The organism is Denitrificimonas caeni, assembly GCF_027498055.1.
GTDB lineage: Bacteria > Pseudomonadota > Gammaproteobacteria > Pseudomonadales > Pseudomonadaceae > Denitrificimonas.
The window spans coordinates 2,680,787-2,706,796 of record NZ_CP114976.1; the positions used below are offsets into that span (position 1 = coordinate 2,680,787).

Genomic DNA, 26,010 nt, shown 5'->3' on the forward strand with positions numbered 1-26,010 from the left:
CAGCAGTTACTTTTTACTGCCCTTTTTAAATAACGAAATATTAGGGTGATGCCAATCGCCAGTGATGTGGTAAGTCACGCTGGCAACGCGCGATAATGGATCACCCAGCAAGCGATCCACTAAAAATAAAGCTCCGCCGACCACCGGCGCACCCACTGCCACAGCAGCCAGCGGCAAATTGTTGGTTATCGGCAAGGTCACCACCAGCGTTGCCTTAACTTGCTCATTAACTGAATCGAGCTGCCCCTCGAGCTGCAAATCGCTAGAGGGCCCAGTTACCCGCAAAGGCGTTTGTGTATGATAAACACCCTGCACCGCTCGCAGCCTGCCCTTGACGCGGTCGTAGGCCAAACCCTTATCCACTAAATCAGAGAAGTCCAAACGTAAACGCCGGCCAATTGAATCAAAATTAAGCAAGCCAAATATTCGCAGCGCCTGAGCACTACCGTCAACACTCACCAGCTGGCCCGTTTTAAAAGTAATATCCACATCACCACTGAGCTGCTCCGCACTGAGCAGCGCCGGCGAGCCTGGCCAAGTCAAATCAGCATCCACATGGAAACTCTTACTGGTAATGGTTGGCGCAAAACCCCAAGCGAGCAAAACATCTTTTAAGTTAGCGCCAGCCAAGCGGCCTTTATACCAACTGTGTGCCTGCCCCTTACCCTCCTGCCAGCCCATTTGCCCAGTTACGTTGATACCCTTGAGAGACAGATTTAACTTATCAAACAACACCCCTTGGCTTTGCGGCCGAGTAGTTAATGACCAGGCGCCTAAGTTATCTGCACCGAGATACAGCGCGGCAATTTCAATATCCAGCGCGGGAATGCTGCACATATCGACATCTGCCAATGGATCCGCGGAACCACTGACCTCGCTGGCAAGGGTTTGTGGTAGACGCAAATAAGCCAGATTGACCAGCGTCGGCTGATTCGCCCCCTGCTCATTGATCTCGCCTTTGACTAAGTCACTATCGAGAAGCAATTGCCAGCCCTGTCCCTGCGGACGTAGGGCCACACTCAAGTTGTCCAGCACCACACCCAAGCCCGTAAAGTGGCGGATATTGAGCTCAGCGCTACTTAACAATTGCTGTGTCTCTTGGCCCTGCTCAGCTAATTTATGCTGCGCAATCAGTGCCTGCCAAGCAGCCAGATCCAGCGTGCTTAAACTGCCGCGCACCTGCAAACCTTTTTGCGTTGGCAGACTGGCCAACCCACCACCTAACCGCAGCTGCCCGCGTCCAGCTAAAATATTTTCTGCAGGAGCCGCCAAATTAAGACTCAACTGATCAGCGTACTCAAACCAATACCGGCGCTCAGCACCCGACAAGGTCATCCGCCAATCAGCATAACTGCCTTGGTTAGCGGCTTTAGCAAAAGGTGCAGGCAAGTCCACCTTGACCCCAAGTAAGCTGGAGTCCACCCGCAACTGGCTGTCATCACCGTCCAGCATCACCCGCAAACGGTATGGCAAAGTGCCAGAGACGGGTAATGCTTCGCTGATCTCAGCCCAACGTGCCAGGCGCGCAATGGGCAACTGGCCTTGCACATCAATCTGGGTGCGCAAATGCTGAGCATTACCATCGGCAATAATGCTGCCAGAGAATTTTTGTTCTAAAAATTGCCCACTGATTTTTTTTGCGCTTAACCCGCGCTGACTATCAAACAGAAAGGCGCCACGCACGTCGGTCAGTTGTACATTAATCTCTGGCATGGATAACTGCGCGCCATGCGCATTTAAGGCCAGTTTTACTTGCACAGACTCGTTGGCCGCCATGGGCACCCGTAAATCCAAGGTGGCCGGCAAACTACCTGTGCCACGCCACTTAGCAAACTCTATGGCATCTTCAGCAATGGGCGTTTTTTGTAAGATATGCAAGCCATCAGCTACATTACTCTGCAGCTCAGCATGTAATTGCAAAACTGGGGTCTGCCCTGGCGCAGTGGCAGCCACCTCGGCATAGGCACTGGTGACTGCTGTAGTTAAAATCTTACCCTGCGTCAGACTCACCCGCACACCGCTGTCTTCTACAAAAACCTCAGCAGCAGCCTCAGTTAAAAGCGGCCAACCGGGCTGATACTCCAACTGCGCATCCTTCACATCAAAATATAAACTCATGGAGCGCGACTCGGGCGCCGCCCCCTCATTTAACGAGCCTTGGTACTGAAAGTAACCTTGCTCAATGTGGCCTGCTTGAATTGCGGCTCTAAGCCACTGATCTAAAGCAGGATCAAACCCCGGATCCAACGAGGGTAAATACTTACCAGTAAAGCGTGCATCACCATCGCGCAAGCCCACGCGCAAATCCATATAGTCTTCTGCCTCAGGCGCATGGAGCAAACGGATCAAGAAGTCGCCAGCAATGTCGCCCTCCTCACCCTGCACCTGCAGATAGGGACTTTCTAAGGTGAAACCCTGCTGATCAAATTGCCATAGCAGCTGCGCATGGGCTTGCTGATAGACCCAAGGCTGGGCAAACAAATTTGCCAAATGCAGACTAAACCCGTCAGGACTGGCCAGGCGTAACTCACCCGCAGTTAAACCACCCGAAATGTGCCCACTGATGCCTGTTGCCGCAGGTACATCCTGCCAAGCAGAGAACCCCACACCCTGCAGGTTGCTGACAAAAGCTAAACGTTCTGCCTGCGGCTCCTTTGGCTGCCAGCGCAGATTAAAATTACGCAATAAGCCGCTGGGTTGCAGACTACTGAGCACATCTTCTGCCTCTTCTGGGAGCTGTACCACGCGCTCCAGCACCCGCTGCACATGGGTTAAATCTAGCTGCTCAATGGCCAACTGCAAACGCGTGGTCATATGATTTTCATAGCTGGCTAGAATGCGCCAGTCATGCACGGGCAGTTGATCGATCTGTAAAGGCAAGTGCTCTAACCAAGCATTGTGCACGCCTTCAATGTTCTGATAAAACCCCTGCGCCGTTTGCGCTTGCAACTGCAAGGGCTGCGCATGGGCGGCTTGCACTTCCAGCTCCAGCCCTGCCAACTGCAATGCGCCCTCTTGCAACTGCCCTGCGACTGCGTTTAACCACAGCTCACCAGCAACTTTAAAGCGGTGCAGTTGCCAGTCGGGAAAATACTGCTCAGGCAACCACTGAGCTAAATTGCTATTGGGGAGTTTCAGATAAACCGCTAAGGCACTTTGCCGCCAGTCTTTATCGATGAACTGCCCTTGCGCACTCATCTCAAGGCTTTTCCCATCGGGTAAAACTGCCCGTAAATCTAAGCGCTGCTGTACACCGTTGCGACTTAAGGTAAAACCGGCATACGTCAACGCCAGTGGTTCATGTCCATACGGTTGAATAATCACTCGGCTGTTTAACACACTGAGTTGGGCAACTTGCTGTAACTTCCCCAGCCAATCATTCAGTCCAAATGCAGTTTCCTCGACGCTACTCAGCTCCAAGCCTTGCAGCGCCCAACGCCCAGTCTGATTTTCCTCGAGATGAATTTGCAAGCCATCTAAGCTGACTTTAGCAAAGCGCAGCTCTCTGGATAATAAGCTGGCAATTACATCCGGCTCAATGCGTAAGGTTTCCACTTGTACCGCATCTGCGCCCTCACCGAGGGTGACATAACGCGCCTCAAGCAGCGGTGAAAAACCGCGCCAACCGCCTTGTAACTGCTCAATCTGAATAGGCTGCTGCAGGCGCTGCTGCAACTGCTGCTCAATTTCGCTGCGGTACTCCGCCAGCAACGGCATAAACTGCCGACCTATGCTGACATACAGCGCCACAAAAATAAGCACAGCAGCCAGCAGCCATAAAGCCCAGCGTAAAGTTCGATTCAGTCCAGTCAGCGCAGCACCCATCCTATCCCCTTAACTACTGTCCTGATTAGAGCAAAACCACATCATATTGCTCTTGTGAATACATGCTTTCCACTTGAAAACGAATCGGGTGACCAATAAACGACTCTAAGTCAGCCACATTGCCAGACTCTTCATCCAGCAAGCGATCCACGACACTTTGACTGGCTAAGACCATATAGCCATCGGCTTGAAAGGCACGTGCCTCCCGCAATATTTCACGGAATATCTCATAACAAATGCTTTCAGCGGTACGCACCTGCCCTCGGCCCTGACACGTTGAGCACGGCTCGCACAGCACCTGCGCTAAGCTTTCCCGAGTGCGTTTGCGGGTCATTTGCACCAAGCCCAGCTCAGTAATACCAATAATATTGGTTTTCGCATAATCGCGCTCTAACTGACGCTCAAGGGTGCGCAGGACTTGACGGCGATGCTCTTCATCTTCCATATCAATGAAATCAATAATGATAATGCCACCCACATTGCGCAAACGCAGTTGACGGGCGATGGTCAGCGCCGCTTCTAAATTGGTTTTAAATACAGTTTCTTCTAGGTTACGGTGGCCCACAAAAGCGCCAGTATTGACATCAATGGTGGTCATTGCCTCGGTCGGATCAATCACCACATGACCGCCGGATTTAAGCGGCACCCTGCGCTCTAAGGCTTTTTGAATTTCATCTTCAATGCCATACAAATCAAAAATTGGCCGCTCACCAGGGTAATGCTCAACACGATCTGCAATTTCTGGCATTAGCTCACCCACAAACTGCTGAGCTTTTTGTAAGGTTTCACGGGAATCAATGCGAACTTTTTCCGTATGTTCGGCCGCCAAATCGCGCAAGGTGCGCAACGGCAAAGACAATTCCTCATAAATTACTGTAGGCGCAGCACAGACTTTCATTTGCTCACGCACTTGCTCCCACAAGCGGTGCAAATAACGAATATCCACCATAATGGCGCTCATATCCGCACCCTCGGTAGCGGTACGAATAATAAAGCCACCTTTTTCTTCAAGGCCTTCACTGAGCAAACATTCGCTGACTGCTTGTTTTAAACGTTCGCGTTCGCTTTCTTCTTCAATTTTCAGCGAAACACCAATATGGCTGCTACTGGGCATATACACCAAGTAGCGCGAAGGAATCGAAAGATTAGTGGTGAGGCGCGCGCCTTTACTGCCAATGGGATCTTTGGTGACTTGCACCACCAGCGCCTGCCCTTCATGCACTAAGCCACTGATACCTTCGCCTGTCATACCTTCACGGGCGGTGATATCGGCCGCATGAATAAAAGCGGCCCGCGCTAAACCTATATCAACAAAGGCGGCCTGCATCCCTGGCAAGACTCGGACAACCTTACCTTTATAGATATTGCCAACAATACCTCGGCGCTGAGTACGCTCAACGTGCACTTCTTGCAAAACGCCATTTTCTACTACAGCGACGCGCGATTCCATTGGCGTTATATTGATTAAGATTTCTTCACTCATGGCGTTCTCAGTCTAAGGCTTGGAGGTGTCCGGTTCAGCAATACAGCTCGGCAAAATCTAATTGCATCTAAAAAAGCAAATACCTGCTCTCGAACCATCACAGGGAGCTGAGAAGATTACAGCGTTATCGCCAAGACAGCTAACCAAGGCCGCAGTAACCACGCTATTAACGCCCACCGCCCCTTCGTTGACAGGCTAATAGCAGCAGACAACTAGCGAAAGCCGCGCCAGCGCCTAACATTATTGAGCAACAAATATAACCAAGGCCACAGCAAGCTACTCACCAGCACAGGTAGCGCATAATAGTTGATTTCTGGGCGCATGCCTGACAGCGTGCTGAGCCATAACAGCACCAATTGTGCTAAGCCATAAATAACCAACAAAGCCAATGACTGCTGCCATAACGGAAAGACTTTTAAGCGCTGCTGCAAAGTTAACACCAAGAACACCACCAGCACTAAGGCCAGCGCATGCTGACCAAAGAGCGTGCCATACAACACATCCTGAGCAATACCAAAGCACCAGGCCGTCAGCAAACCGACACGGTGAGGGTAGTTCATCGCCCAAAAGGTCAACACTAAAGCCAGCCATAAAGGCCGCGCCACCTCCAAGTGTTCGGGCATCGGCACCACCGATAACAGCAGTGCCAAGAGCAGGGTCAACCACATGATGATTGTTGCTTTACCTACTGCCGCACTCATTTACTGGGCCTCCGCTGCGGTGGTTTCGGTGGCTTTTAACAGCTGCTTGGCATCCTCAAGGGCGCTTTCCACTTCTTCATCTAGATCCTGAGTCGAGCCCTTAGCGTCACTAAACACTAATAACAAATAACGGCTGCGATTTAGATTCGCTGCCGGCAAGGCTTCAATCTGCGTAAAAGGCTGCCCAGTATTGCGCTGCACTTCACTGACCACCGCCACTGGGTAGCCCACCGGAAAGCGTTGCCCCATACCAGAGGTCACTAACAAATCGCCTTCGCGGATATCAGCAGTATCTGTTACATAACGTAATTCAAGGGATTCTAAATCGCCGGTACCACTGATAATGGCCCGCAAACCATTACGGTTCACTTGCACCGGCAAACTGTGGTTGCTGTCGGTAATCAATAAAACCCGTGACGTGTAAGGCATCACTTCGACCACTTGCCCCATGACACCACGGGCATCCAGCACCGGCTGACCAAGGGTCACGCCACTGCTACTGCCTTTATTGATGAGCACACGATGGGTATAGGGGTTGGGATCGATGCCGATGAGCTCAGCCACCAACACACGATCATCAATTAATGCCGAAGAGTTGAGCAACTCACGTAAACGCACGTTTTGCTCAGTTAAAGTTGCCAACTTTTGTAGGCGACGCTGCATTAATAAGGTTTCAGCACGCAGTTCTTCATTTTCAGCGAGCAAATCAGTGCGGCTGCTAAACATCTGCGCAACCTCAGACCAAGTGCGCACTGGTAAATCACCCAGCCAGTACATTGGCGTTAATACCATGCCCAAACTGCTGCGCACAGGCTTAAGCACCTGCAGCCGCGCATCAACCAACATCAATGCAACAGAGAAACAGGTTAGGATTAAAAACTTTGTACTTAACAGCGTACTTTTAGCAAATAATGGCTTAATAGATGCTTCCTCAACAGCTTAACTGACGAACAGGGTAAAACTCTTCGCCGTTAAGATGAACCTTGGCCACAGTGCAACCCAACTTTTTACAGTGGTTGCAGCGGTTACTCAGCTGAGAGTAGATCCATGGAGTTGCGATCCATCATTTCTAAAGCGCGACCGCCACCAAGGGCAACACAATTTTTAGGATTCTCCGCCACAATCACCGGCAAACCGGTTTCTTGGGACAGCAACTTATCCATATCGCGCAACAAAGCACCACCACCGGTCAAGACTAAACCGCGCTCGGCGATATCAGACGCCAACTCCGGCGGTGACTGCTCCAAGGCACTTTTCACTGCTTGCACAATAGCGGCCAAAGATTCCTGCAGCGCTTCCAGCACTTCATCCGAGTTAAGAGTAAAGCTGCGCGGCACACCTTCAGCTAAATTACGCCCACGCACATCAAACTCAAGCAGTTCGCCGCCGGGGAAAGCAGCGCCAATTTCTTGCTTAATCCGCTCAGCGGTGGATTCACCAATCAGGCTGCCGTAGTTGCGGCGCACATAGGTAATAATCGCCTCATCAAAACGGTCACCACCAACACGTACGGACTCTGCGTAGACCACACCGTTAAGTGAGATCAAAGCAATTTCTGTGGTACCACCACCAATGTCGACAACCATTGAGCCGCGCGCTTCATCCACGGGTAAACCAGCACCAATTGCCGCAGCCATAGGCTCTTCAATTAAGAACACTTCACGTGCGCCAGCACCTAAGGCTGACTCACGAATTGCCCGGCGCTCAACTTGAGTGGACTTACAAGGTACGCAAATCAACACCCGCGGACTGGGCTGTAAAAAACTATTTTCATGCACTTTATTAATAAAGTACTGCAGCATTTTTTCACAAACACTGAAGTCGGCAATCACGCCATCTTTCATTGGCCGAATTGCACAAATATTTCCTGGGGTACGTCCTAACATGCGTTTTGCATCAGTACCTACCGCAACCACACTTTTCTGATTACCCCGCGTACGAATCGCTACAACCGACGGCTCATCTAAAACAATACCGCGATCACGTACATAAATAAGGGTGTTGGCAGTTCCTAAATCAATGGATAAATCACTGGAAAACATGCCGCGTAATTTCTTTAACATGGGATGAATAACCCTAGGCAACGCGCAATACAAACGCTAATTAAAAAATAATAAGAAACTCTAACAACCATCGTCCTTTTGAGCAAGGTACGCACTGTGATAGATTAACACTTTCTTAACATCAATATGAGTTTTACAAGCTTATAGATGGAGCATTGCCTTGATTGTTCCATTTTGGCTATTTTAATAGCCACTCGATTGTTTAACTAGAACCAGGAGAACCTCACATGGCACTTGAACGCTGCGACGTGGAAAAACTCGCGCACTTGGCTCAACTCGGCCTCGATGATGCACAATTAGACAGCAGCACCACCGCCTTGAATACCATTCTCGATATGATCAATGCCATGCAAGCGGTTGACACTGACACTATCACGCCACTGGCCAACCCTCTTGAAGCCAGCCAGCGTTTACGGCCCGACACAGTTACTGAAAGCAATCACCGTGATGACTACCAAGCCCTCGCCCCCGCTGTAGAAAACGGCTTATACCTGGTACCTAAAGTCATCGATTAAGGATTCATTTGCCATGCACCAACTTACACTAGCCAATATATCTAAAGCGCTGACCGCCAAGCAGTTTTCTGCTCGCGAACTCACTGCGCATTTATTAGCGCGTATTGAGCATCAAGATCCACAGCTCAACAGCTTTATTACTGTCACCGCAGACAGCGCACTGCAACAAGCCGATGCCGCAGACCAACAGCGCAGCAACGGCAATAATGCACCACTGCTGGGTGTGCCTTTAGCGCACAAAGATTTATTCTGCACTGCCGGCGTGCGCACCAGTTGCGCCTCGAAGATGCTCGATAACTTTATCGCACCCTACTCTGCCAGCGTTGTGACAAATCTCACTCAAGCGGGTTGCATCAGCCTCGGCAAGCTCAACATGGACGAATTCGCCATGGGCTCCTCCGGCGAAACCAGTTTTTATGGCGCCAGCAAAAACCCATGGGATTTAACCCGGGTGCCTGGCGGTTCTTCCAGCGGGAGTGCCGTGGCGGTAGCAGCACGTTTAGTACCTGCAGCAACCGGGAGCGACAGTGGCGGCTCCATTCGTCAGCCGGCAGCCTTTACCGGCCTAACCGGAATCAAGCCAACCTACGGCCGCATCTCGCGCTGGGGCATGACTGCATATGCTTCGAGCTTTGATCAAGCCGGCTTTTTAGCGCACAACGCAGAAGACTGCGCCATGTTGCTGCAAGCCACGGCAGGCTTTGATGAGCGTGATTCCACCAGCGCGCAACAGCCTGTAGACGACTACGCCGCGGCTTTAACACAACCGCTGCAGGGTTTACGCATTGGTTTGCCCAAAGAATATTTCGATAGCCGCTTAGACTCACGCATTGGTGATGTTACTCAAAACGCCATTGCCCAGCTCAAACAGTTGGGCGCAACCTTTGTCGATATCAGCCTGCCCACCTTACCCCACGCGGTGCCTGCCTATTATGTGATTGCCTCAGCAGAAGCCTCCACTAACTTGGCACGCTTTGACGGTGTCCGTTTTGGTTACCGCTGCAAAGATCCGCAAAACTTAGAAGACATGTATGCCCGCTCACGGGATGAGGCCTTCGGTGATGAAGTCAAACGCCGCATCATGATGGGGACTTATGCTTTATCAACCGGTTACTACGACGCCTACTACTTAAAAGCGCAAAAAATTCGTCGCCTAATCAAAGACGACTTCGTCAGCGCTTTCAAAGATGTCGACCTAATTCTCGGCCCAACCACACCCAACTTGCCTTGGCAGCTGGGTAGCAAGGTCAATGATCCAGTTGCCGCCTACTTAGAAGACATTTACACCGTGCCTGCCAACCTTGCCGGCATTCCTGGTTTATCCATGCCAGCAGGCTTAGTAGATGGTTTACCGGTCGGCGTACAACTGCTCGCACCCTACTTCGAAGAAGGTCGTTTGCTGCAGGTTGCACATCAATTTCAACAACACACTGATTGGCACACTCAAGCGCCAGCCGGATTCTGAGGACGATTACAATGCAATGGGAAACCGTGATCGGGCTGGAAATCCACGCACAGCTCGCAACTAACACTAAAATATTCTCTGGCAGTGACACCACTTTTGGTGCCGAGCCCAACACTCAAGCCAGCCTGATTGACTTGGCGATGCCGGGCACTTTGCCGGTACTCAACCAAGAAGCAGTACGCATGGCTTGTATGTTTGGTTTAGCGGTTGATGCACACATCGCTGAACACAATATTTTTGCTCGCAAAAACTACTTCTACCCAGACCTACCAAAAGGCTATCAAACCAGCCAAATGGATGACCCCATTGTGGGCTTGGGCCATTTAGACATTGCTTTAGAAGATGGCAGCATCAAACGGGTTAACATCACCCGTGCGCACCTTGAAGAAGATGCAGGAAAAAGCCTGCACGAAGACTTTAGCGGCATGACCGGCATCGACTTAAACCGTGCGGGCACACCTCTTTTAGAAATCGTTTCGGAACCCGAGCTGAGCAACGCTAAAGAAGCCGTAGCCTACGCCCGCGCCATCCATACTCTGGTGCGCTACTTAAACATCTGTGACGGCAACATGGCCGAAGGCTCGTTCCGCTGCGACTGTAACGTTTCAGTGCGTCCGAAAGGACAAACGGAGCTGGGTACCCGTACCGAGATTAAAAACGTCAACTCGTTTCGCTTTATTGAACGCGCCATTAACCATGAAATTCAGCGACAAATTGAATTGATTGAAGACGGTGGCACAGTAGATCAAGAAACACGCCTCTACGACCCCAATAAAGATGAAACGCGCTCCATGCGCAGTAAAGAAGAAGCCAACGACTACCGTTACTTCCCTTGCCCAGATTTACTGCCTGTGCACATCCCTCGCGACATGCTCGAAGAGCTGCGTGCGCAACTGCCAGAGCTACCCACTCAGAAACGTGAGCGTTTTGCCAGCGAGTTTGGCTTATCCAGCTACGATGCCAGCGTTTTATCCGCCAGCCGTGAGCTGGCTGACTACTTCGAGACCGTAGAGCAGGTCTGTAAAGATGCGAAGCTGGCCGCCAACTGGGTGATGGGGGACTTGTCCGCCTTACTCAACAAAGACAACTTGGACGTCAGTCAGTCTCCAGTCAGTGCCGAGCAATTGGGCGGTATGCTGCTGCGCATTAAAGACAACACCATTTCCGGCAACATTGCCAAGAAAGTCTTTGAAGCCATGGCCCAGGGCGCAGGTGATGCCGATCAAATTATTGAACAACAAGGCCTAAAGCAAGTCACAGACAGCGGTGCTATCGAAGCTCTACTGGATGAAGTGCTCGCCGCTAACGCTGAACAAGTTGAACAGTACCGCGCTAGCGATGAAAACAAACGTGGCAAAATGTTTGGTTTCTTTGTCGGCCAAGCGATGCGCGCCTCAAAAGGTAAAGCTAACCCGCAACAAGTCAACCAGTTGCTCAAGAGCAAGCTTGAGCAATAAGCTCTGCTGAAAATATTTGTCGCTGCCTGTCTCGTGGGCAGCGGCAAATATTCTTCACGACCATTGCTTAAGGATTTATCCCGTACATGCGTATCTACTTTCTATTAGCTGCCTTTATTTTCTTAGGGGCCTGCTCCACTCAAAGTTCCAGCCCAAAGCTTGGCAGCAGCGGCCAAGCCTCGTGGTACGGCGCTTACCATCACGGTAAAAAAACTGCCAGCGGTGAACGCTTTAATCAAAACGCCCTCACTGCCGCCCACCGCACGTTAGCCTTCGGTACGCGCGTCAAAGTCACCAACACCCTAAACAACAAAAGCGTCACGGTACGCATCAATGATCGCGGTCCCTACAGCAAAGGTCGAGTCATTGACCTGTCCCGCGCGGCGGCGAGCAAAATTGATATGATTCAAAATGGTGTAGTACCAGTACGCCTGCAAGTATTGCGCTAAATTTATAATAAAAGCCCATTACCCACCCTCGACAACCTGCTAATCTACTCACTATTGCGCAATCAAAGAGTTGGAGCTTTTGCATGTCTATTGTTACCTTTGTTTACCTGATCGGCGGCTTTATTTTACTTGTGCTTGGTGCTGAAGTATTAGTGCGCGGCGCTGCTCGTTTAGCCGCTCGCTTTGGTATTTCACCACTCATCATCGGCTTAACCGTGGTGGCCTTTGGTACCAGCGCACCAGAAATGGCGGTCAGCACCCAGTCAGCATTTCTGGGGCAAGGTGATATTGCGATTGGTAACGTCATTGGCAGTAATATTTTTAACGTACTGGTGGTCTTAGGCCTATCAGCGCTGATCACTCCTTTACTGGTGTCTCGCCAGCTGGTGCGCTTTGATGTGCCGATTATGATTGCCGCCGGTTTTCTTGCTTGGTTTTTAGCTCTAGACGGCAGCTACAGCCGCCTTGACGGGTTGATTTTATTTGCTTGTATTGTCACCTATACCGGCTACTTAATTGTCAGCAGTTTAAGAGCCTGGCGCCCTGGTCAAGCAGCCGATATCGATGACGAATACAGTGCACAGGTCAACCCCCACCGCTTTGCTTCACTGATTAATACCGCTTATGTTTTAGCAGGTTTAGCACTACTGGTGGGTGGCTCTAACTTACTGGTAACCGGTGCTGTCAGCCTTGCACAAGCCTTAGGCTTATCTGAGCTGGTGATTGGCTTAACCATCATCGCCGTCGGCACTTCACTACCAGAGCTGGCCACTTCGTTAATTGCAGCCTGGAAAGGTGAGCGCGATATTGCCGTAGGGAATATTGTTGGCAGTAACTTATTTAACCTGCTCGCGGTGCTGGGCTTAGCGGGCTTAGTTTCCCCAGAAAAAATCGCCATCGCACAAAGCGCCATTGATTTTGACTTTCCGGTGATGCTGGCTGTGCTGGTCGCCTGCTTACCTATTTTCTTTGCCGGCTACCGCATCAGTCGCTGGGAAGGTGCATTATTTTTAGGCTACTACGTGGCCTACACCGCCTACCTCATCATGCAAAGCAAGGGCGACACCTTTGCCAACGCCTTTGCCGATGCAATGCTTGGCTATGTGGTACCTTTAACCGCAATCACTCTTTTGGTTATTGCCGCCCGCGCTTGGCGTATTCAGCGCGGCTTGCCCATTGATAGCAACTAACCCTCCAAGCTGTGCTGAGTGTTTAGCACAGCCTTCATGCGCACCTATTAAATGAGTTTTGTATGGCCAAACGCACACTGAATCGTCGCCAAGGTTGGCGCATTAATAAAATCCAAGATGAGCGTCTGGCGCGCGCTGCTAAACGCGAAGAGCGCACCCTTGAGGAGCTGGAAGGCGGTGATCTGGGCGTTGAGCAACACGGTCTAGTCATTGCCCACTTTGGCGTACAGGTCGAAGTAGAGGCTGAAGCCCCTGAGCTAGCAGGGCAAACCTACCGTTGTTACTTGCGTGCTAATTTGCCAGCCCTAGTGACTGGCGACCGCGTGGTGTGGCGCCCAGGCAATCAAGGCTTAGGTATTATTGTCGCGCAACTGCCGCGCCACAGTGAGTTGCGTCGCCCGGATTCTCGCGGCACCCTCAAACCTGTGGCAGCCAATGTGGACTTAATTGTCATTGTCTTTGCTCCACTCCCTGAGCCACATGCCAACCTGATTGACCGCTATATTATTGCTGCTGAGCATGCGGGGATTAAGCCATTACTCCTGCTCAACAAATCAGACTTACTCGACCCTAGTGGCAGCTCGCGGGCGCACAACCTACTCAATACCTACCACAGTCTCGGCTATCCACTATTAGAGGTTTCAGCGTACTCCGGTGATGGTCTTGAGCAGCTGCAAGCGCAGCTCAACAATCGAGTCAGCGTCTTTGTTGGGCAGTCAGGGGTGGGTAAGTCATCCTTAGTCAATCGCTTACTCCCGGACACCGACACGCGAGTCGGTGCTCTCTCTGAGCTCACCGGTAAGGGGACCCACACCACAACCACAGCGCGCTTGTTTCACTTTCCCTCGGGTGGTCAGCTGATTGACTCACCAGGCATTCGTGAGTTTGGCTTGGGCCATGTCAGTGTTGCCGATGTGGAAGCAGGCTTCTTTGAATTCCAAGAGTTTCTTGGGCATTGCCGCTTTCGTAACTGCAGTCATGAACATGAGCCGGGTTGCGCACTACTGGAGGCAGTCGCTGCAGGTAAAATTAGCACTCAGCGTCTGGCCAGTTTCAAGCATATTATTAGTGGCATCAGCCAAGAGCAGTATTAAGCCAACGCGCTAAACGCCAGCCTAGTAGACAAGATCCTAGGCTGGCAGCTTAGCCATCGACATCTTCAAACTGCAAAACACCTTTTTCAAACACGTTAAGCTTGTCTCGCATCGGTTTAGTTGGCGTTGTGGCCGCAGCATTGCTTATGGCAGCCGACGCAGTTTCAGAGGCTCCTTTGTTATCCCCCTGCTCACCCTCAATCCCATCCAACGCACGTTTTGTCAGCACTAAAATATCAATGCGGCGATTGCTAGGGCTGTCAGGATCAGCCGGATCATAGGGGATCGAGGACGCATACCCAGCAACACGGGCAATTTTATCATCACCTAACCCACCCGCATGCAAGGCGCGGCGCGCAGCATTGGCGCGGTTAGCGGACAACTCCCAGTTGCCAAAACCACTGTCACTGGCAAAGCGCTTGGCATCCGTATGACCGCCAACACTGATTTTATTTGGCACATCACGAATAGTGTCGGCCATGATAAATAAGATATCTTCAAAGTACGGCTGCAAGCGCGCACTGCCTAAATCAAACATCGGCCGATTGGCTGCATCAGCAATCTGAATGCGCAGGCCATCGCGGGAAATATCCATCAAGATTTGTTCTTTGTAGGGCTGCAGATCAAAGTCGTCGTTAATTTTGCGCTGCAACTCAACCAATAAAATATCTAGACGCTCGCGCTCGGCTTGCTCAAAAAGCTGCTCAGCCTGCAATGCATTGAGCGGCTGCTCTCCGGGAGTGATTTCTTCGTTTAACTCTGGGTTGAGGGTTCGATCCGGTGCGGGGGTTGGTGTACCGCCCAAATCAATCACATAGGGACTGGCACTTTCAGAAAAACCGATGGGGTCTTGGAAGTAGCCGGAGATGGCTTTTTTCTGCTCGGGAGTTGCCGATGACATCAGCCACATCACCAAGAAAAACGCCATCATAGCGACAGCGAAGTCAGCAAAAGCAATTTTCCAGGCGCCACCGTGGCGGCCTGCAGCAATTTTTTTAACGCGTTTAACAATAATGGGCTGATTAGTATCCATGGACTTCAGCCGCCTCGCACTGCCTGCTCCAACTCAACGAATGTTGGTCGATGCGCGCCATATAAAACCTTACGGCCAAACTCGACAGCCAAGCTGGGCGGCATCCCTGAGGATGAAGCCACCAAGGTTGCCTTAATGGCTTCATACAGATTCAGTTCTTCTTTGGCCTCATGCGCCAAGCTGGTTGCTAGCGGGCCAAAAAAACCATAGGCCGCTAAAATACCTAAGAATGTTCCCACCAGCGCCGCGCCCACGTGCTGACCTAAAGCGGCCTGCTCTGCTTCACCCAGCATCGCCATGGTCACGACAATTCCCAACACCGCCGCCACAATACCAAAGCCTGGCAAACCGTCAGCAACGGTAGTCACGGCATGCCCTGGATGATCAAGGTCTTCTTTTAAACTGGTCAACTCCATGTCAAATAAGCCCTCGAACTCATGGGGGGCCATATTACCGGTGGACATGATGCGTAAATAATCGCAAACAAACTCAGTCATGCGCTGGTCTTTAAGCAAAGCGGGGTACTTACTGAAAATTGGGCTGGCGGCTGGGTCTTCAATGTCTGCCTCAATCGCCATCATGCCTTCACGGCGACTTTTATTGAGTATTTCATAGAGCATTTTCAGCACATCAAGGTAAAGCGCCTTATTAAAGCGACCACTGAACATGCTCAAGGATTTCTTCAGCACCTGCATAAAAGTACTGCTGGGGTTAGCCTGTAGAAAAGCACCCAGTGCGGCCCCCCCAATAATCAGCACCTCAAAGGGCTGAATAATAGAGGCTATTTTCCCGCCAGACAGTACAAAACCTGCCAAAACACTGGCGAAAACAACAATAATTCCAAGTATTTTTACCATAAAATAAGCCGTACACTGCCTGAGTTCGGGTAATAAGATGACAGCCTTTGTAAACACCCGTCATTATGCTGCTATTATGCCATTACGGCTACAGTCAATAGGCTGAAATATTTATGGCGTTCATTGTACCTCAAAACGAAATCTTAATTCAGTGGATAAAAAAACTGGATAACACTCGGCTGCCAGTTTATAAGGCACACCGCGAGCTAGCTTTGCAGGCGCTAAAAAACCCCAGCAACTCCTTGCGTGAGATCGCCAAAGTCATCAGCCGTGCGCCAACTATCGCGTTTATTCTAATGCGCGAAGCCAATCGCAGTCGCAGCTCTTTAGCTGAACCGGTGCAAACCCTTGAGAACGCACTGTCACGCCTAGGCTTACAGCGCTGCTCGACATTGCTCAACAGTTTGCAAGACAGTGATATAAGCGAAATCCCCCAGGCCTTGCGTCAAGTGTGGCTGATTGGCCAGCACTTAAATATTCAAGCGGTCGGCCTGTTTAGTACGCGGATGGCACGCTTGTGGCAAGAGATCCACTGGGGCAGCTTACTTTTCTTATCCCCAGCTTGGCCGCTGTTAACCCGTCACCCGGAGTTCTTTGCGCAGTGGGAGCAGCGCGTTTTAGGCAATAACGAGCCGGCCGAACAAGTCGAGCGCGAATTGCTTGGCATGCCGCTCACAGCTCTGTGTTTAGGCCTTGCGGAGCACTGGCAACTCCCCCTTTGGGTCATTGAGGGCTATCGCCTACTCAGCGAAAATCCGCAGCAGTTGGTCCGTGCCCTACACATCGCCAGACAAACAGAGCAACCTCTATTGCAGCAGCAAAAGCTTGACCAGCAACCGCTGCTCAATAACTGGCTCAATCGTCCGGCCAACACTCTAGTCTTCACCTGTGGTCTGGTTATTGCCGCACATAACAGTTGGGGCAATGAGCAATGCTTGCGCTGGCAACGCTTAATCAGCCTGTATTTAAAGCAAGACCTTGCCAGTGTGCAGCAAACCACCCACCAGCTCGCAGTAAATCATGCGCGCTTACAAAGGCATCATGACCTTTGGCAGCCGGCGCAAGCCTTGCTCTGGCCATGGGCAACCCAGCGTCTGCAGCAACCCACAGTGCAAGACTCAGCACCAGCACCGTCCACTGCAGATTTAGCGCTGTGGCGCAGTCATTGTGCTGAGCTGTTGCGCTCGCCTTCACCCTTTAGCAATACAGTGCAGCTTATTCAACGCATCAGCCAAGCTCTAGCGTCCTGCGGTATGCAGCGTATTTGTATCATGATGCTCGACAAGCTTGGGCAGCAGGTGCAGGTCGCACAGTTGCAAGGCATACCAACAGAGCAACTGCCGCGCATCTTTACCCTCGCGGCGAACCCTGTCACTGCGCATTTACTTAAGCAAGCCAGCCAGTTAGCACTCAGCGACAGCAACCGCGCACGCATCGGCCCGCACTTACCCAGCGAGCTCACTCAGGTTTTCAATGACAGTCACTGGCTACTGGCTTCTTTATCTAACGGCCGCAGAGTGGTCATGCTCATTGCTGCCGATCAGTCATCCAATAACCTGCACTCAACCACAGTGCAGGCCTTTAAAAAAACCTTGCAGTGCATCGAACGGGGATTATTAATTTTCAGCGCACCACAGCATGAGCAGCGCTAACCAGTAACCGCCCAGCAAAGCGTTGGGCTGGGCAATCAAGCACACTCCTGATTAATATATACTCATAGCTAGATAATTTTCGTTACACTGAATCTATTCATTTGAATGTTATTCGACTCATTTGCAACTAAGGGCTTTTAGTACATGGACATTAAGCAACGTCTATTTATTTTTATGCAATATATATTGCCGCACCACACGTTGTCGCGACTCATTGGGCGCTTGGCTGAATGCCAAACACCTTGGTTTAAAAACCGTTTAATTGCTTGGTTTATTAAGCGTTATCAAGTCAATATGAGCGAAGCGCTGCTGGAAGACCCCAGCGCCTATCGCCATTTTAACGACTTTTTCACCCGTTCACTGAAGGAGGACGCGCGTCCCCTAGACAACAGTGAAAAAGCAGTATTAAGCCCTGCCGATGGTGCCATTAGTCAATTGGGTAGCATCGAGCACGGACGCATCTTCCAAGCCAAAGGCCACAGCTTCAGCCTGTTAGAATTATTAGGTGGCGATGCCGAGCGTGCGGCACCCTTTATGGGCGGCAGCTTCTCCACTGTTTATTTATCACCTAAGGATTATCACCGTGTGCATATGCCGTTAACCGGTATTTTACGCGAGATGGTTTACATCCCAGGACGTTTATTTTCCGTCAACCAAACCACTGCTGAAAATGTGCCCGAGCTGTTCGCCCGCAACGAGCGAGTGGCTTGTATCTTCGATACCGAACAAGGCCCGATGGCCGTGGTTTTAGTGGGGGCGATGATTGTTGCCAGTATCGAAACTGTTTGGGCCGGACAGGTGACGCCGCCACTGCGCAGCTTGCGCACTTACGATTACAGCCAAGCAGCACGCCAACCTATTACCCTAGAAAAAGGTGCCGAGCTTGGTCGCTTCAAGCTGGGCTCTACCGCCATAGTCTTATTCGGGCCCAATCATGTAGCATGGGACGATGCCCTCCAAGAGACCAGTGCTGTACAAGTGGGTCAGCGTCTTGCTGTAGAAATTTAAGTGCCGCGATGTACAATTGAGACTGATTAGTGTGTCGCACTAGCAAGTCGTGCAGCAGCCGTTGCTGATTTAAATAGGAAAGCCTAATGGATACACCAAGCCTAAAATTACGCTTACGCGTGCCCACTCCAGAACAAACCCATTTAGCGTTCTGTAAGCCCAGCGTGCGTGATTTAAAGCTATGGATCCAAAACTTACCCAAAGCCAATATTGGTGAGACTGCACGCTTGCTGTATCAGGCTCTCATTGAGCTTAACCAGTTCAAAACCAGCGCTGATAATCGTGTACAACTGCTCGAGCTATTGCGCCCAGAGGTGATGTTTATTAACGCACAGCTGGGTCGACATTTTTTAAATAACTCAGTGATGCTTGATGAGCGTGCACAAAAAGTCGCCAACCTCAGCCAAGCCTTACAAAACCACCTCACCACAGGTTACAAAATCGCTATTATTGATAGCATTGGTCAGCGCGGTACAACTCTGGCATTAGCATTGCAGCGCACCATGCACAGTATGTATGCCTCCTTGGTGCGCACCTACCAGCTCTACTACCCTGCCGTAACTAACTTCTGGCTTGAGCTGCATCAGGTGTACTGGATCGCCCGCAAAAATAATGTACATACCCAGCCCATACGGGATGCACTGCTCACCAACCTCTCTGAGCAGAGTGTTGAGGCGGCCTATAGTTGTGCGCTGTTATTAAGCTGTTCGCGGGTTAACCAAATGCGTCAAAGCGACATTGCTATTGTCGGCCTCACCCTGCCCAACTGGTGCCATTTAGCCACCTTGCAAAAAGCTGAATTACCCAGCAGTTTATTTGTCGTCAACCTCAATAGTGATGCACCACCGCGCTATAAAGAGTTACTGGCAGACGATAACAACGCTGCCCGACTTGGCTTTAACACCCAAGACTTAGCTGAAGCTCTGGTTGAATATCAGCAGTCACTCGAAAACAAAAAAATCAAAAAGCGCATCGACGTCCCCGAGAGCATGTCCAGCACCCTGCTTGCTCAGTTATGCAGCGCTTGGGGGGATATTGCCAAACGTGATTTTCACCGTATTAGCAGCAAAGGCACGCTGCAGATCTGCTTAGGCATGAGCGCAGTGCACTACTACTTAGCAGGACAGGAAACCTTCGAGAGCACACTCAAATTGCAGCAGGTTGCGCTGGTTGAGTACCAAACGGATAACAGCCCACCCGACATTTGGGCCAACGCCATTGATGCTGAAATTGCCGCTGAAAAAGACCCTCTCTTGACCGACTTAATTGAATATGAAGCTCCGCCGCCCAGCAGCGAAAACCCAGCAGAAAGTACTGCAGAAACACAAGCAAGCTCTGCCAAACTGTATCCAATCTACACCTTGGATATTGTTAACCACAGCCCTGGCGGCTACTGCCTAGTCTGGCATGAACAAGCGCCGCCACAATTGCAGGCCGGTGAAATCATTGCCTTGCGTGAAAGCAAGGATAAACCATGGGCTACCGCTGTGATTCGATGGATTCGCCAGGTGGGCACCGCCAGTACGCAAATAGGCATTGAATTGATCGCCCCTAATGCGCAGCCTTGCGGCTTGCAACTGCTGCGTAACAATGAAAAATCCAGCCTATTTTTACGTGCTTTACTGGTTCCGGAAATACCTGCATTATCACGCCCAGCCAGTGTTATTGCCCCGCGCATACCTTTTCAGGAGGGCCATAAAGTTGCCATTAATCAACAAGGTAAAGAGCTCAAAGCAATTTTAACCAAACGCTCGCTACATACTGGCAGCATCTGTCAATTTGAATACCGTTTACTTACCGTCAGCCAACCAGTAGAGACACCGCGCACAACTCCAACAGTAAAAGAGCTGACTAAACACGAAGACTTTGACTCACTTTGGAAGTCTCTGTAGATTCTCGGCAACTTATATAGACGCTTTAAATATGTGCTCTGCGCACCTTGATGGTAATTATGGCTACTGATAGAAAAACTATTCGCCTCCTCATTTTAGAAGACTCTGAAAATGAAGCTGAACGCTTGGTCAGCCTGTTCCGTGACGCCGGCCATGCAACCCGCGCGCACCGCATCAGCTCGGTGGACGACCTCAATGAAACGCTGAAAAGCACTTGGGATTTATGCATTGCTGCCCACCACAGCGACAATGTGGAGCCCATGACAGTGCTGAAAACGATTCAGCGGACAGCGCGCGATATTTCTTTTATTCAGCTCACCGAAAACCCCTGCTCTGAGGAGCTCACCGAAGCCCTCGAGTTGGGTGCCCAAGACGCAGTGCCACACGGCGAAGATCAACGCTTAATTTTAGTGGCTAAGCGCGAGCTGGGCAATCTCGAAGAGCGGCGCACACGCCGTGCCATTGAAGTGGCTTTGCGCGAAACCGAAAAACGCTGTCAATTACTCTTAGACAGTTCAGTGGATGCCATCGCTTACGTACACGACGGCATGCATATTTACGCCAACGCCGCGTATCTGCAGCTATTTGGTTATACCGATCCAGACGAAATGGAAGGTATGCCAATGATTGATTTAATTGCCGCCCATGATCAAGGTGACTTTAAGAGCTTTTTAAAGGGTTACCGCAGTGAAGAGGGCCGCGCAGAGTTCAGCTGCACTGGCGAAACTGCCGCCGCAGAGCCCTTTAAGGCATGCATGAGCTTTTCACCAGCACAATACGACGGTGAGCCCTGCGTACAGGTGGTTATCCGTACTGCCAACGACAATGCTGAACTTGAAGAGAAACTGCGTGAAATCAGTAGCCAAGATCTGGTCACTGGCCTCTATAACCGCCAACACTTTTTAGAGCTGTTAGACACTGCGGCGGAGCGCGCAGTAAATGTCGGTCAGCCCGCCAGCTTGGCATATATTAAAATTGATCACTATGCCTCCTTGCAGACTGATTTAGGTCTAGCTGGAATTGACTTACTGCTAAGCCAACTGGCCAACATGTTGCGCCAGCAACTCAGCGCTGAATCACAAATTGCCCGTTTCTCCGATGATGCTTTCAGTGTGCTGATTGCCCAGACCACACCAGAACAGCACGAAGCGGAGCTGCGCAGTCTATTGCAAAAAACCGAAGCTCAGCTCTTTGATATCAATGGCCGCACTGCACAAGTCACCTTCACTATTGGGGTCGCCGGCCTCAATGAGAAAACGGCCAAAGCCTCGCAGGTACTCAAGCGCGCCCATGACTGCGCCGATCAGTTAACCCAAGGCAATGACCTCAAAGTTTATAACCCGGCCGATGATCTTGCTGCTGCGGCCAACAGCGGTGATATCGTTGCCATGGTGCAACAAGCTTTAGCCAATAACAGCTTTAAACTGTTGTTCCAGCCCATTATTAATTTGCGCGGCGATCAGGATGAGCTATACGAAGTGCTCTTGCGCTTGGTCAATCCGCAAGGCGAAGAAATACCGCCCTTAGACTTTTTAAATGCAGCTATCTCTGCTGGTTTAGCAGAAAAAATTGATCGCTGGGTTTTACTCAACTCGATAAAACTGCTTACTGAACACCGCAGTAAAGGCAATCACACGCGCCTGTTTATCCACTTATCCAGCGCTAGCCTACAAGATCCGAGCTTGTTGCCGTGGCTCAGCATTGCCCTCAAAGCCTCGCGTCTACCTGCCGATTCAATTATTGTGCAGATTCGTGAAACCGACGCTGTTGCCTACCTCAAGCAAGCCAAGCAGCTGACCGAAGGCTTACGCGCCCTACACTGCCAAATTGCCCTTGGTCAGTTTGGTTGCACCTTAAATCCGTTTAATACGTTAAGGCACTTAGAGATTGATTTTGTCAAAATCGACGGCTCATTCACCAAAGAGCTGAGCAATGTTGATGACCAAGAAATCCTCAAGGAAATGCTCGCCACACTGCATGCGCAACACAAGCAAAGTATCGTGCCCTTTGTTGAAAGCGCCAGCGTCTTATCAGTGCTCTGGCAGGCTGGAGTCAACTATATCCAAGGCCATTATTTGCAAGGCCCAAGCCAAGCAATGAATTATGATTTTTCCACCAATGATGACTAAAACAGTAGTGCTGTAGGGCTACTCAACCAAGGGCTGCTCTACAGTTGCCTTAATACCAGAGCGGTATTGCCCTGAGCTAGAGTGCGCTGCACTCGCCCCGTTCATCACAACATTTTTCTAGATGCTTTATCCATAGGGTTGCAGCGGGTATCATAGCCGCTCATTTTATCTTTCCTTTTCGTGCGCGCAGGCTGGACAGTCCATGTCGATGGTTCGTATTGGTTCCTACACATTAGCTAACAACCTGATTCTCGCGCCCATGGCAGGCGTGACTGATCGCCCACAACGCCAGCTTTGCGCGCGTTTCGGGGCTGGCCTGACTGTCTCAGAAATGCTCACCAGCGATACTCGCTTATGGGGCAGCCGCAAATCCAGTCTACGCTTACTGTCTGACGACGATCCCCAGCCGCGCTCCATGCAGATCGCAGGCGCTGACCCACAAATGCTGGCCCATGCTGCACAAGAATGCGTAGCTTTAGGCGCCCACATTATCGACATTAATATGGGCTGCCCGGCCAAAAAAGTGTGCAGTAAAGCCGCCGGCTCAGCACTGTTAAAAGATGAGCCGCTGGTTGCACAAATTCTGCAAGCGGTGCGTGCCGCAGTGGATGTGCCTGTGACCTTAAAAATCCGTACCGGCTGGGATCAGGCCAATAAAAATGGCGTGACAATCGCTAAAATTGCCGAGCAAACAGGCATCAACGCCCTTGCGGTACATGGCCGCACCCGCGCAGACCGCTATAATGGTGACGCCGAATACGATACTATTGCCCTCATCAAGGAGGCTGTGTCCATTCCTGTGTTTGCTAATGGCGATATCGATAGCCCCTTAAAGGCTCGCCAAGTGCTGGATTACACAGGCGCAGATGGCTTATTAATTGGCCGCGCAGCCCAAGGACGGCCTTGGATTTTTCAAGAAATAAATCATTTTCTAGCCACAGGTGAGCTGTTACCGGCGATCAGTCTGCAGGCCTTAGAATTAATTTTGCTTGAACATCTAGACCTTCTGCATGCGTTTTATGGCCAACCTATGGGTGTCCGCATTGCTAGAAAACATACGCACTGGTATTTGTCTGCACTACCGGGCGCACAACAATTTCGTTCAACGTTTAATCAGCTCGATTGCGAGAATGCGCAAAAAGACCAGATTCAAGGTTTTTTTAATCACCTTCGCAGTCTAGGCTTAACAGACGCTGCATGATGCTAATGATAAAACGTTCAGCTATGAGATATCTGCCGTGACAAAAAACACTATGCCGCTTGCCACTATAAAAAGCACCGAACACCTGACGTTACGTGCCTGTGTCGAAAAAACTTTGCAAGACTATTTCGCCCACTTAGATGGCGCCCATGTCAATGACGTCTACAACCTAGTGTTAAGCGAGGTTGAAGCACCGTTATTTGCCTCAGTAATGCAGCATGTGCAAGGCAACCAAACCCGCGCATCAGAAATGCTCGGCTTAAACCGAGGCACACTGCGTAAAAAGCTGAAACAGTACAATCTTCTTTAACATCCAACCCTGCACACCCCTACCCTTAGGCTCTGTGCTGCTTGCCGTTTATAGCTAGGAAAACCAATGACTGACCACACTGCAAAAACCTCTATTCGTCGTGCTTTAATCAGTGTTTCTGACAAAACAGGTATTGTTGAATTTGCCAAAGAACTGGATGCCTTAGGGGTAGAAATCCTCTCCACTGGCGGCACGTTTAAACTGCTCAAAGATAATGCAATCCCTGCGATTGAAGTGGCGGACTACACCGGTTTTGCGGAAATGATGGATGGCCGGGTGAAAACTCTGCACCCGAAAATTCACGGTGGTATTTTAGGCCGTCGCGATATCGACGCAGCGGTTATGACTGAGCACGGCATCAAGCCCATTGATCTGGTGGCAGTCAACCTCTACCCCTTTGCCGCCACAGTGGCTAAGCCTGACTGCAGCCTGCCAGACGCCATTGAAAATATCGATATTGGCGGCCCCACCATGGTGCGCAGTGCCGCTAAAAACCATAAAGATGTGGCCATTGTGGTCAACACTGCGGATTACGCCGACATTATTCAGAGTTTAAAGCAAGGCGGCCTCAGCTATGCGCAACGCTTTAATCTGGCACTCAAAGCCTTTGAGCACACCGCAGCGTATGACGGCATGATTGCGAACTACTTGGGCAGCATTGATCAGTCCGCAACGACGCTGAGCACCGAGCAGCGCGCAGACTTCCCGAACACTTTTAATAGTCAATTTATTAAAGCGCAAGACATGCGCTACGGTGAGAACCCGCACCAAAAAGCGGCCTTCTACACCGAAGCCAATCCAGCCGAAGCCAGCATCGCCAGTGCCGTGCAACTGCAAGGTAAGGAGTTGTCGTTTAACAACGTTGCCGATACCGATGCCGCCCTTGAGTGCGTCAAAGGCTTTGTTAAGCCTGCCTGCGTGATCGTTAAGCACGCTAATCCGTGCGGTGTTGCTGTTGCTACAGACGCCGAAGGCGGTATTCGTAAAGCCTATGACTTGGCCTACGCCACTGATAGTGAATCAGCCTTTGGCGGCATCATTGCGTTTAACCGCGAGCTCGATGGCGACACGGCGCAAGCCATTGTTGAGCGTCAGTTTGTTGAAGTGATTATTGCCCCTAGCATCAGCCAAGCCGCCCGTGATGTGGTGGCCAGCAAAGCTAACGTGCGTCTCTTAGAGTGCGGCCAATGGCCAGCGCAGCGCAGCCCGAGCTGGGATTACAAGCGCGTCAACGGTGGCCTCTTGGTACAGAGCCGCGACATTGAGATGATCAGCGCCGCTGATCTAAAAGTCGTCACGCGCCGTGCTCCCACTGAGCAAGAAATTCACGACCTGATCTTTGCTTGGAAAGTAGCCAAGTTTGTAAAATCCAATGCCATTGTCTATGCGAAAAACCGTCAAACCGTGGGTGTAGGCGCCGGCCAAATGAGCCGCGTTAACTCTGCCCGTATTGCCGCGATTAAAGCTGAGCAGGCCGGCTTAGAAGTGGCCGGAGCAGTAATGGCCTCAGATGCCTTCTTCCCCTTCCGTGACGGCTTAGATAACGCCGCCAAAGTGGGTATTCGTGCAGTAATCCAGCCCGGCGGCTCCATGCGTGACGAAGAAGTGATCGCCGCAGCAGATGAAGCTGACATTGCCATGGTATTCACCGGCATGCGTCACTTCCGCCACTAATTTGCTCTTTTG

Annotated in this window: 20 protein-coding genes; 13 read left to right on the forward strand and 7 right to left on the reverse strand. The window is 50.9% G+C overall.

Annotated features, from left to right (window positions below; translation table 11 throughout):
- Positions 1-6: 6 nt before the first annotated feature.
- From O6P33_RS12500 to O6P33_RS12520, 5 genes are all read right to left on the reverse strand, one after another.
- Positions 7-3,825 carry a YhdP family protein gene (locus O6P33_RS12500; RefSeq protein WP_269818097.1) on the reverse strand — a complete coding sequence of 1,273 codons (3,819 nt, stop codon included), beginning with the start codon at positions 3,823-3,825 and terminating at the stop codon, positions 7-9.
- A gap of 25 nt (positions 3,826-3,850) precedes the next feature.
- The gene (gene rng, locus O6P33_RS12505; protein WP_269818098.1) at positions 3,851-5,308 is read right to left on the reverse strand and encodes a ribonuclease G; all 1,458 of its coding nucleotides are present in this window, start codon (positions 5,306-5,308) and stop codon (positions 3,851-3,853) included.
- A gap of 212 nt (positions 5,309-5,520) precedes the next feature.
- Complete coding sequence (gene mreD, locus O6P33_RS12510; RefSeq protein WP_269818099.1) at positions 5,521-6,009, reverse strand: rod shape-determining protein MreD; 489 nt, start codon at positions 6,007-6,009, stop codon at positions 5,521-5,523.
- Positions 6,010-6,903 carry a rod shape-determining protein MreC gene (gene mreC / locus O6P33_RS12515; RefSeq protein WP_269819536.1) on the reverse strand — a complete coding sequence of 298 codons (894 nt, stop codon included), beginning with the start codon at positions 6,901-6,903 and terminating at the stop codon, positions 6,010-6,012. It abuts the gene before it with no gap.
- Positions 6,904-7,034: 131 nt separating this feature from the next.
- A complete protein-coding gene (locus tag O6P33_RS12520; protein ID WP_269818100.1) occupies positions 7,035-8,072 on the reverse strand; it encodes a rod shape-determining protein in 1,038 nt (345 codons plus the stop codon).
- A gap of 227 nt (positions 8,073-8,299) precedes the next feature.
- Here O6P33_RS12520 and gatC point away from each other — a divergent pair, with 227 nt between their 5' ends.
- From gatC to rsgA, 6 genes are all read left to right on the forward strand, one after another.
- Positions 8,300-8,587 (forward strand): Asp-tRNA(Asn)/Glu-tRNA(Gln) amidotransferase subunit GatC, encoded by a 288-nt coding sequence (gene gatC / locus O6P33_RS12525; RefSeq protein WP_269818101.1) that lies wholly within the window; start codon positions 8,300-8,302, stop codon positions 8,585-8,587.
- Between the two features lie 13 nt (positions 8,588-8,600).
- Positions 8,601-10,052, forward strand: coding sequence for an Asp-tRNA(Asn)/Glu-tRNA(Gln) amidotransferase subunit GatA (gene gatA / locus O6P33_RS12530; protein ID WP_269818102.1), 1,452 nt, complete (start codon positions 8,601-8,603; stop codon positions 10,050-10,052).
- Between the two features lie 11 nt (positions 10,053-10,063).
- Positions 10,064-11,509, forward strand: coding sequence for an Asp-tRNA(Asn)/Glu-tRNA(Gln) amidotransferase subunit GatB (gene gatB, locus O6P33_RS12535; RefSeq protein ID WP_269818103.1), 1,446 nt, complete (start codon positions 10,064-10,066; stop codon positions 11,507-11,509).
- A gap of 86 nt (positions 11,510-11,595) precedes the next feature.
- Positions 11,596-11,958, forward strand: coding sequence for a septal ring lytic transglycosylase RlpA family protein (locus tag O6P33_RS12540; RefSeq protein ID WP_269818104.1), 363 nt, complete (start codon positions 11,596-11,598; stop codon positions 11,956-11,958).
- Positions 11,959-12,041: 83 nt separating this feature from the next.
- Positions 12,042-13,148: a calcium/sodium antiporter gene (locus tag O6P33_RS12545; protein WP_269818105.1), complete on the forward strand. Its 1,107-nt coding sequence runs from the start codon at positions 12,042-12,044 to the stop codon at positions 13,146-13,148.
- A 62-nt stretch (positions 13,149-13,210) separates the two neighbouring features.
- On the forward strand, positions 13,211-14,242 hold the full coding sequence (gene rsgA, locus O6P33_RS12550; RefSeq protein ID WP_269818106.1) for a small ribosomal subunit biogenesis GTPase RsgA: 1,032 nt from the start codon (positions 13,211-13,213) through the stop codon (positions 14,240-14,242).
- A gap of 49 nt (positions 14,243-14,291) precedes the next feature.
- On the opposite strand, the gene motB is transcribed toward rsgA, so the two are convergent.
- Both motB and motA read right to left on the reverse strand, forming a co-directional pair.
- Positions 14,292-15,275 carry a flagellar motor protein MotB gene (motB, locus tag O6P33_RS12555; protein WP_269818107.1) on the reverse strand — a complete coding sequence of 328 codons (984 nt, stop codon included), beginning with the start codon at positions 15,273-15,275 and terminating at the stop codon, positions 14,292-14,294.
- Between the two features lie 5 nt (positions 15,276-15,280).
- Positions 15,281-16,132: a flagellar motor stator protein MotA gene (motA, locus tag O6P33_RS12560; protein ID WP_269818108.1), complete on the reverse strand. Its 852-nt coding sequence runs from the start codon at positions 16,130-16,132 to the stop codon at positions 15,281-15,283.
- Positions 16,133-16,245: 113 nt separating this feature from the next.
- Here motA and O6P33_RS12565 point away from each other — a divergent pair, with 113 nt between their 5' ends.
- From O6P33_RS12565 to purH, 7 genes are all read left to right on the forward strand, one after another.
- On the forward strand, positions 16,246-17,784 hold the full coding sequence (locus O6P33_RS12565) for an HDOD domain-containing protein (protein ID WP_269818109.1): 1,539 nt from the start codon (positions 16,246-16,248) through the stop codon (positions 17,782-17,784).
- 150 nt (positions 17,785-17,934) lie between these two features.
- Complete coding sequence (gene asd, locus O6P33_RS12570) at positions 17,935-18,792, forward strand: archaetidylserine decarboxylase (RefSeq protein WP_269819537.1); 858 nt, start codon at positions 17,935-17,937, stop codon at positions 18,790-18,792.
- 86 nt (positions 18,793-18,878) lie between these two features.
- Positions 18,879-20,684 carry a molecular chaperone gene (locus O6P33_RS12575; RefSeq protein ID WP_269818110.1) on the forward strand — a complete coding sequence of 602 codons (1,806 nt, stop codon included), beginning with the start codon at positions 18,879-18,881 and terminating at the stop codon, positions 20,682-20,684.
- A gap of 59 nt (positions 20,685-20,743) precedes the next feature.
- Positions 20,744-22,813, forward strand: coding sequence for an EAL domain-containing protein (locus O6P33_RS12580; RefSeq protein WP_269818111.1), 2,070 nt, complete (start codon positions 20,744-20,746; stop codon positions 22,811-22,813).
- 202 nt (positions 22,814-23,015) lie between these two features.
- Positions 23,016-24,014, forward strand: a complete 999-nt coding sequence (gene dusB, locus O6P33_RS12585; RefSeq protein WP_269818112.1) for a tRNA dihydrouridine synthase DusB — start codon at positions 23,016-23,018, stop codon at positions 24,012-24,014.
- Positions 24,015-24,066: 52 nt separating this feature from the next.
- Complete coding sequence (gene fis, locus O6P33_RS12590) at positions 24,067-24,324, forward strand: DNA-binding transcriptional regulator Fis (RefSeq protein WP_269819538.1); 258 nt, start codon at positions 24,067-24,069, stop codon at positions 24,322-24,324.
- Positions 24,325-24,390: 66 nt separating this feature from the next.
- Positions 24,391-25,998, forward strand: coding sequence for a bifunctional phosphoribosylaminoimidazolecarboxamide formyltransferase/IMP cyclohydrolase (purH, locus tag O6P33_RS12595; RefSeq protein ID WP_269818113.1), 1,608 nt, complete (start codon positions 24,391-24,393; stop codon positions 25,996-25,998).
- Positions 25,999-26,010 lie beyond the last annotated feature (12 nt).

Coding starts and splice junctions, on each gene's coding strand:
- O6P33_RS12500 (WP_269818097.1), bottom strand. CDS start 3,825: ATGGGTGCTGCGCTGACTGGACTGAATCGAACTTTACGCTGGGCTTTA.
- rng (WP_269818098.1), bottom strand. CDS start 5,308: ATGAGTGAAGAAATCTTAATCAATATAACGCCAATGGAATCGCGCGTC.
- mreD (WP_269818099.1), bottom strand. CDS start 6,009: ATGAGTGCGGCAGTAGGTAAAGCAACAATCATCATGTGGTTGACCCTG.
- O6P33_RS12520 (WP_269818100.1), bottom strand. CDS start 8,072: ATGTTAAAGAAATTACGCGGCATGTTTTCCAGTGATTTATCCATTGAT.
- gatC (WP_269818101.1), top strand. CDS start 8,300: ATGGCACTTGAACGCTGCGACGTGGAAAAACTCGCGCACTTGGCTCAA.
- gatA (WP_269818102.1), top strand. CDS start 8,601: ATGCACCAACTTACACTAGCCAATATATCTAAAGCGCTGACCGCCAAG.
- gatB (WP_269818103.1), top strand. CDS start 10,064: ATGCAATGGGAAACCGTGATCGGGCTGGAAATCCACGCACAGCTCGCA.
- O6P33_RS12540 (WP_269818104.1), top strand. CDS start 11,596: ATGCGTATCTACTTTCTATTAGCTGCCTTTATTTTCTTAGGGGCCTGC.
- O6P33_RS12545 (WP_269818105.1), top strand. CDS start 12,042: ATGTCTATTGTTACCTTTGTTTACCTGATCGGCGGCTTTATTTTACTT.
- rsgA (WP_269818106.1), top strand. CDS start 13,211: ATGGCCAAACGCACACTGAATCGTCGCCAAGGTTGGCGCATTAATAAA.
- motB (WP_269818107.1), bottom strand. CDS start 15,275: ATGGATACTAATCAGCCCATTATTGTTAAACGCGTTAAAAAAATTGCT.
- motA (WP_269818108.1), bottom strand. CDS start 16,132: ATGGTAAAAATACTTGGAATTATTGTTGTTTTCGCCAGTGTTTTGGCA.
- O6P33_RS12565 (WP_269818109.1), top strand. CDS start 16,246: ATGGCGTTCATTGTACCTCAAAACGAAATCTTAATTCAGTGGATAAAA.
- O6P33_RS12575 (WP_269818110.1), top strand. CDS start 18,879: ATGGATACACCAAGCCTAAAATTACGCTTACGCGTGCCCACTCCAGAA.
- O6P33_RS12580 (WP_269818111.1), top strand. CDS start 20,744: ATGGCTACTGATAGAAAAACTATTCGCCTCCTCATTTTAGAAGACTCT.
- dusB (WP_269818112.1), top strand. CDS start 23,016: ATGTCGATGGTTCGTATTGGTTCCTACACATTAGCTAACAACCTGATT.
- fis (WP_269819538.1), top strand. CDS start 24,067: ATGCCGCTTGCCACTATAAAAAGCACCGAACACCTGACGTTACGTGCC.
- purH (WP_269818113.1), top strand. CDS start 24,391: ATGACTGACCACACTGCAAAAACCTCTATTCGTCGTGCTTTAATCAGT.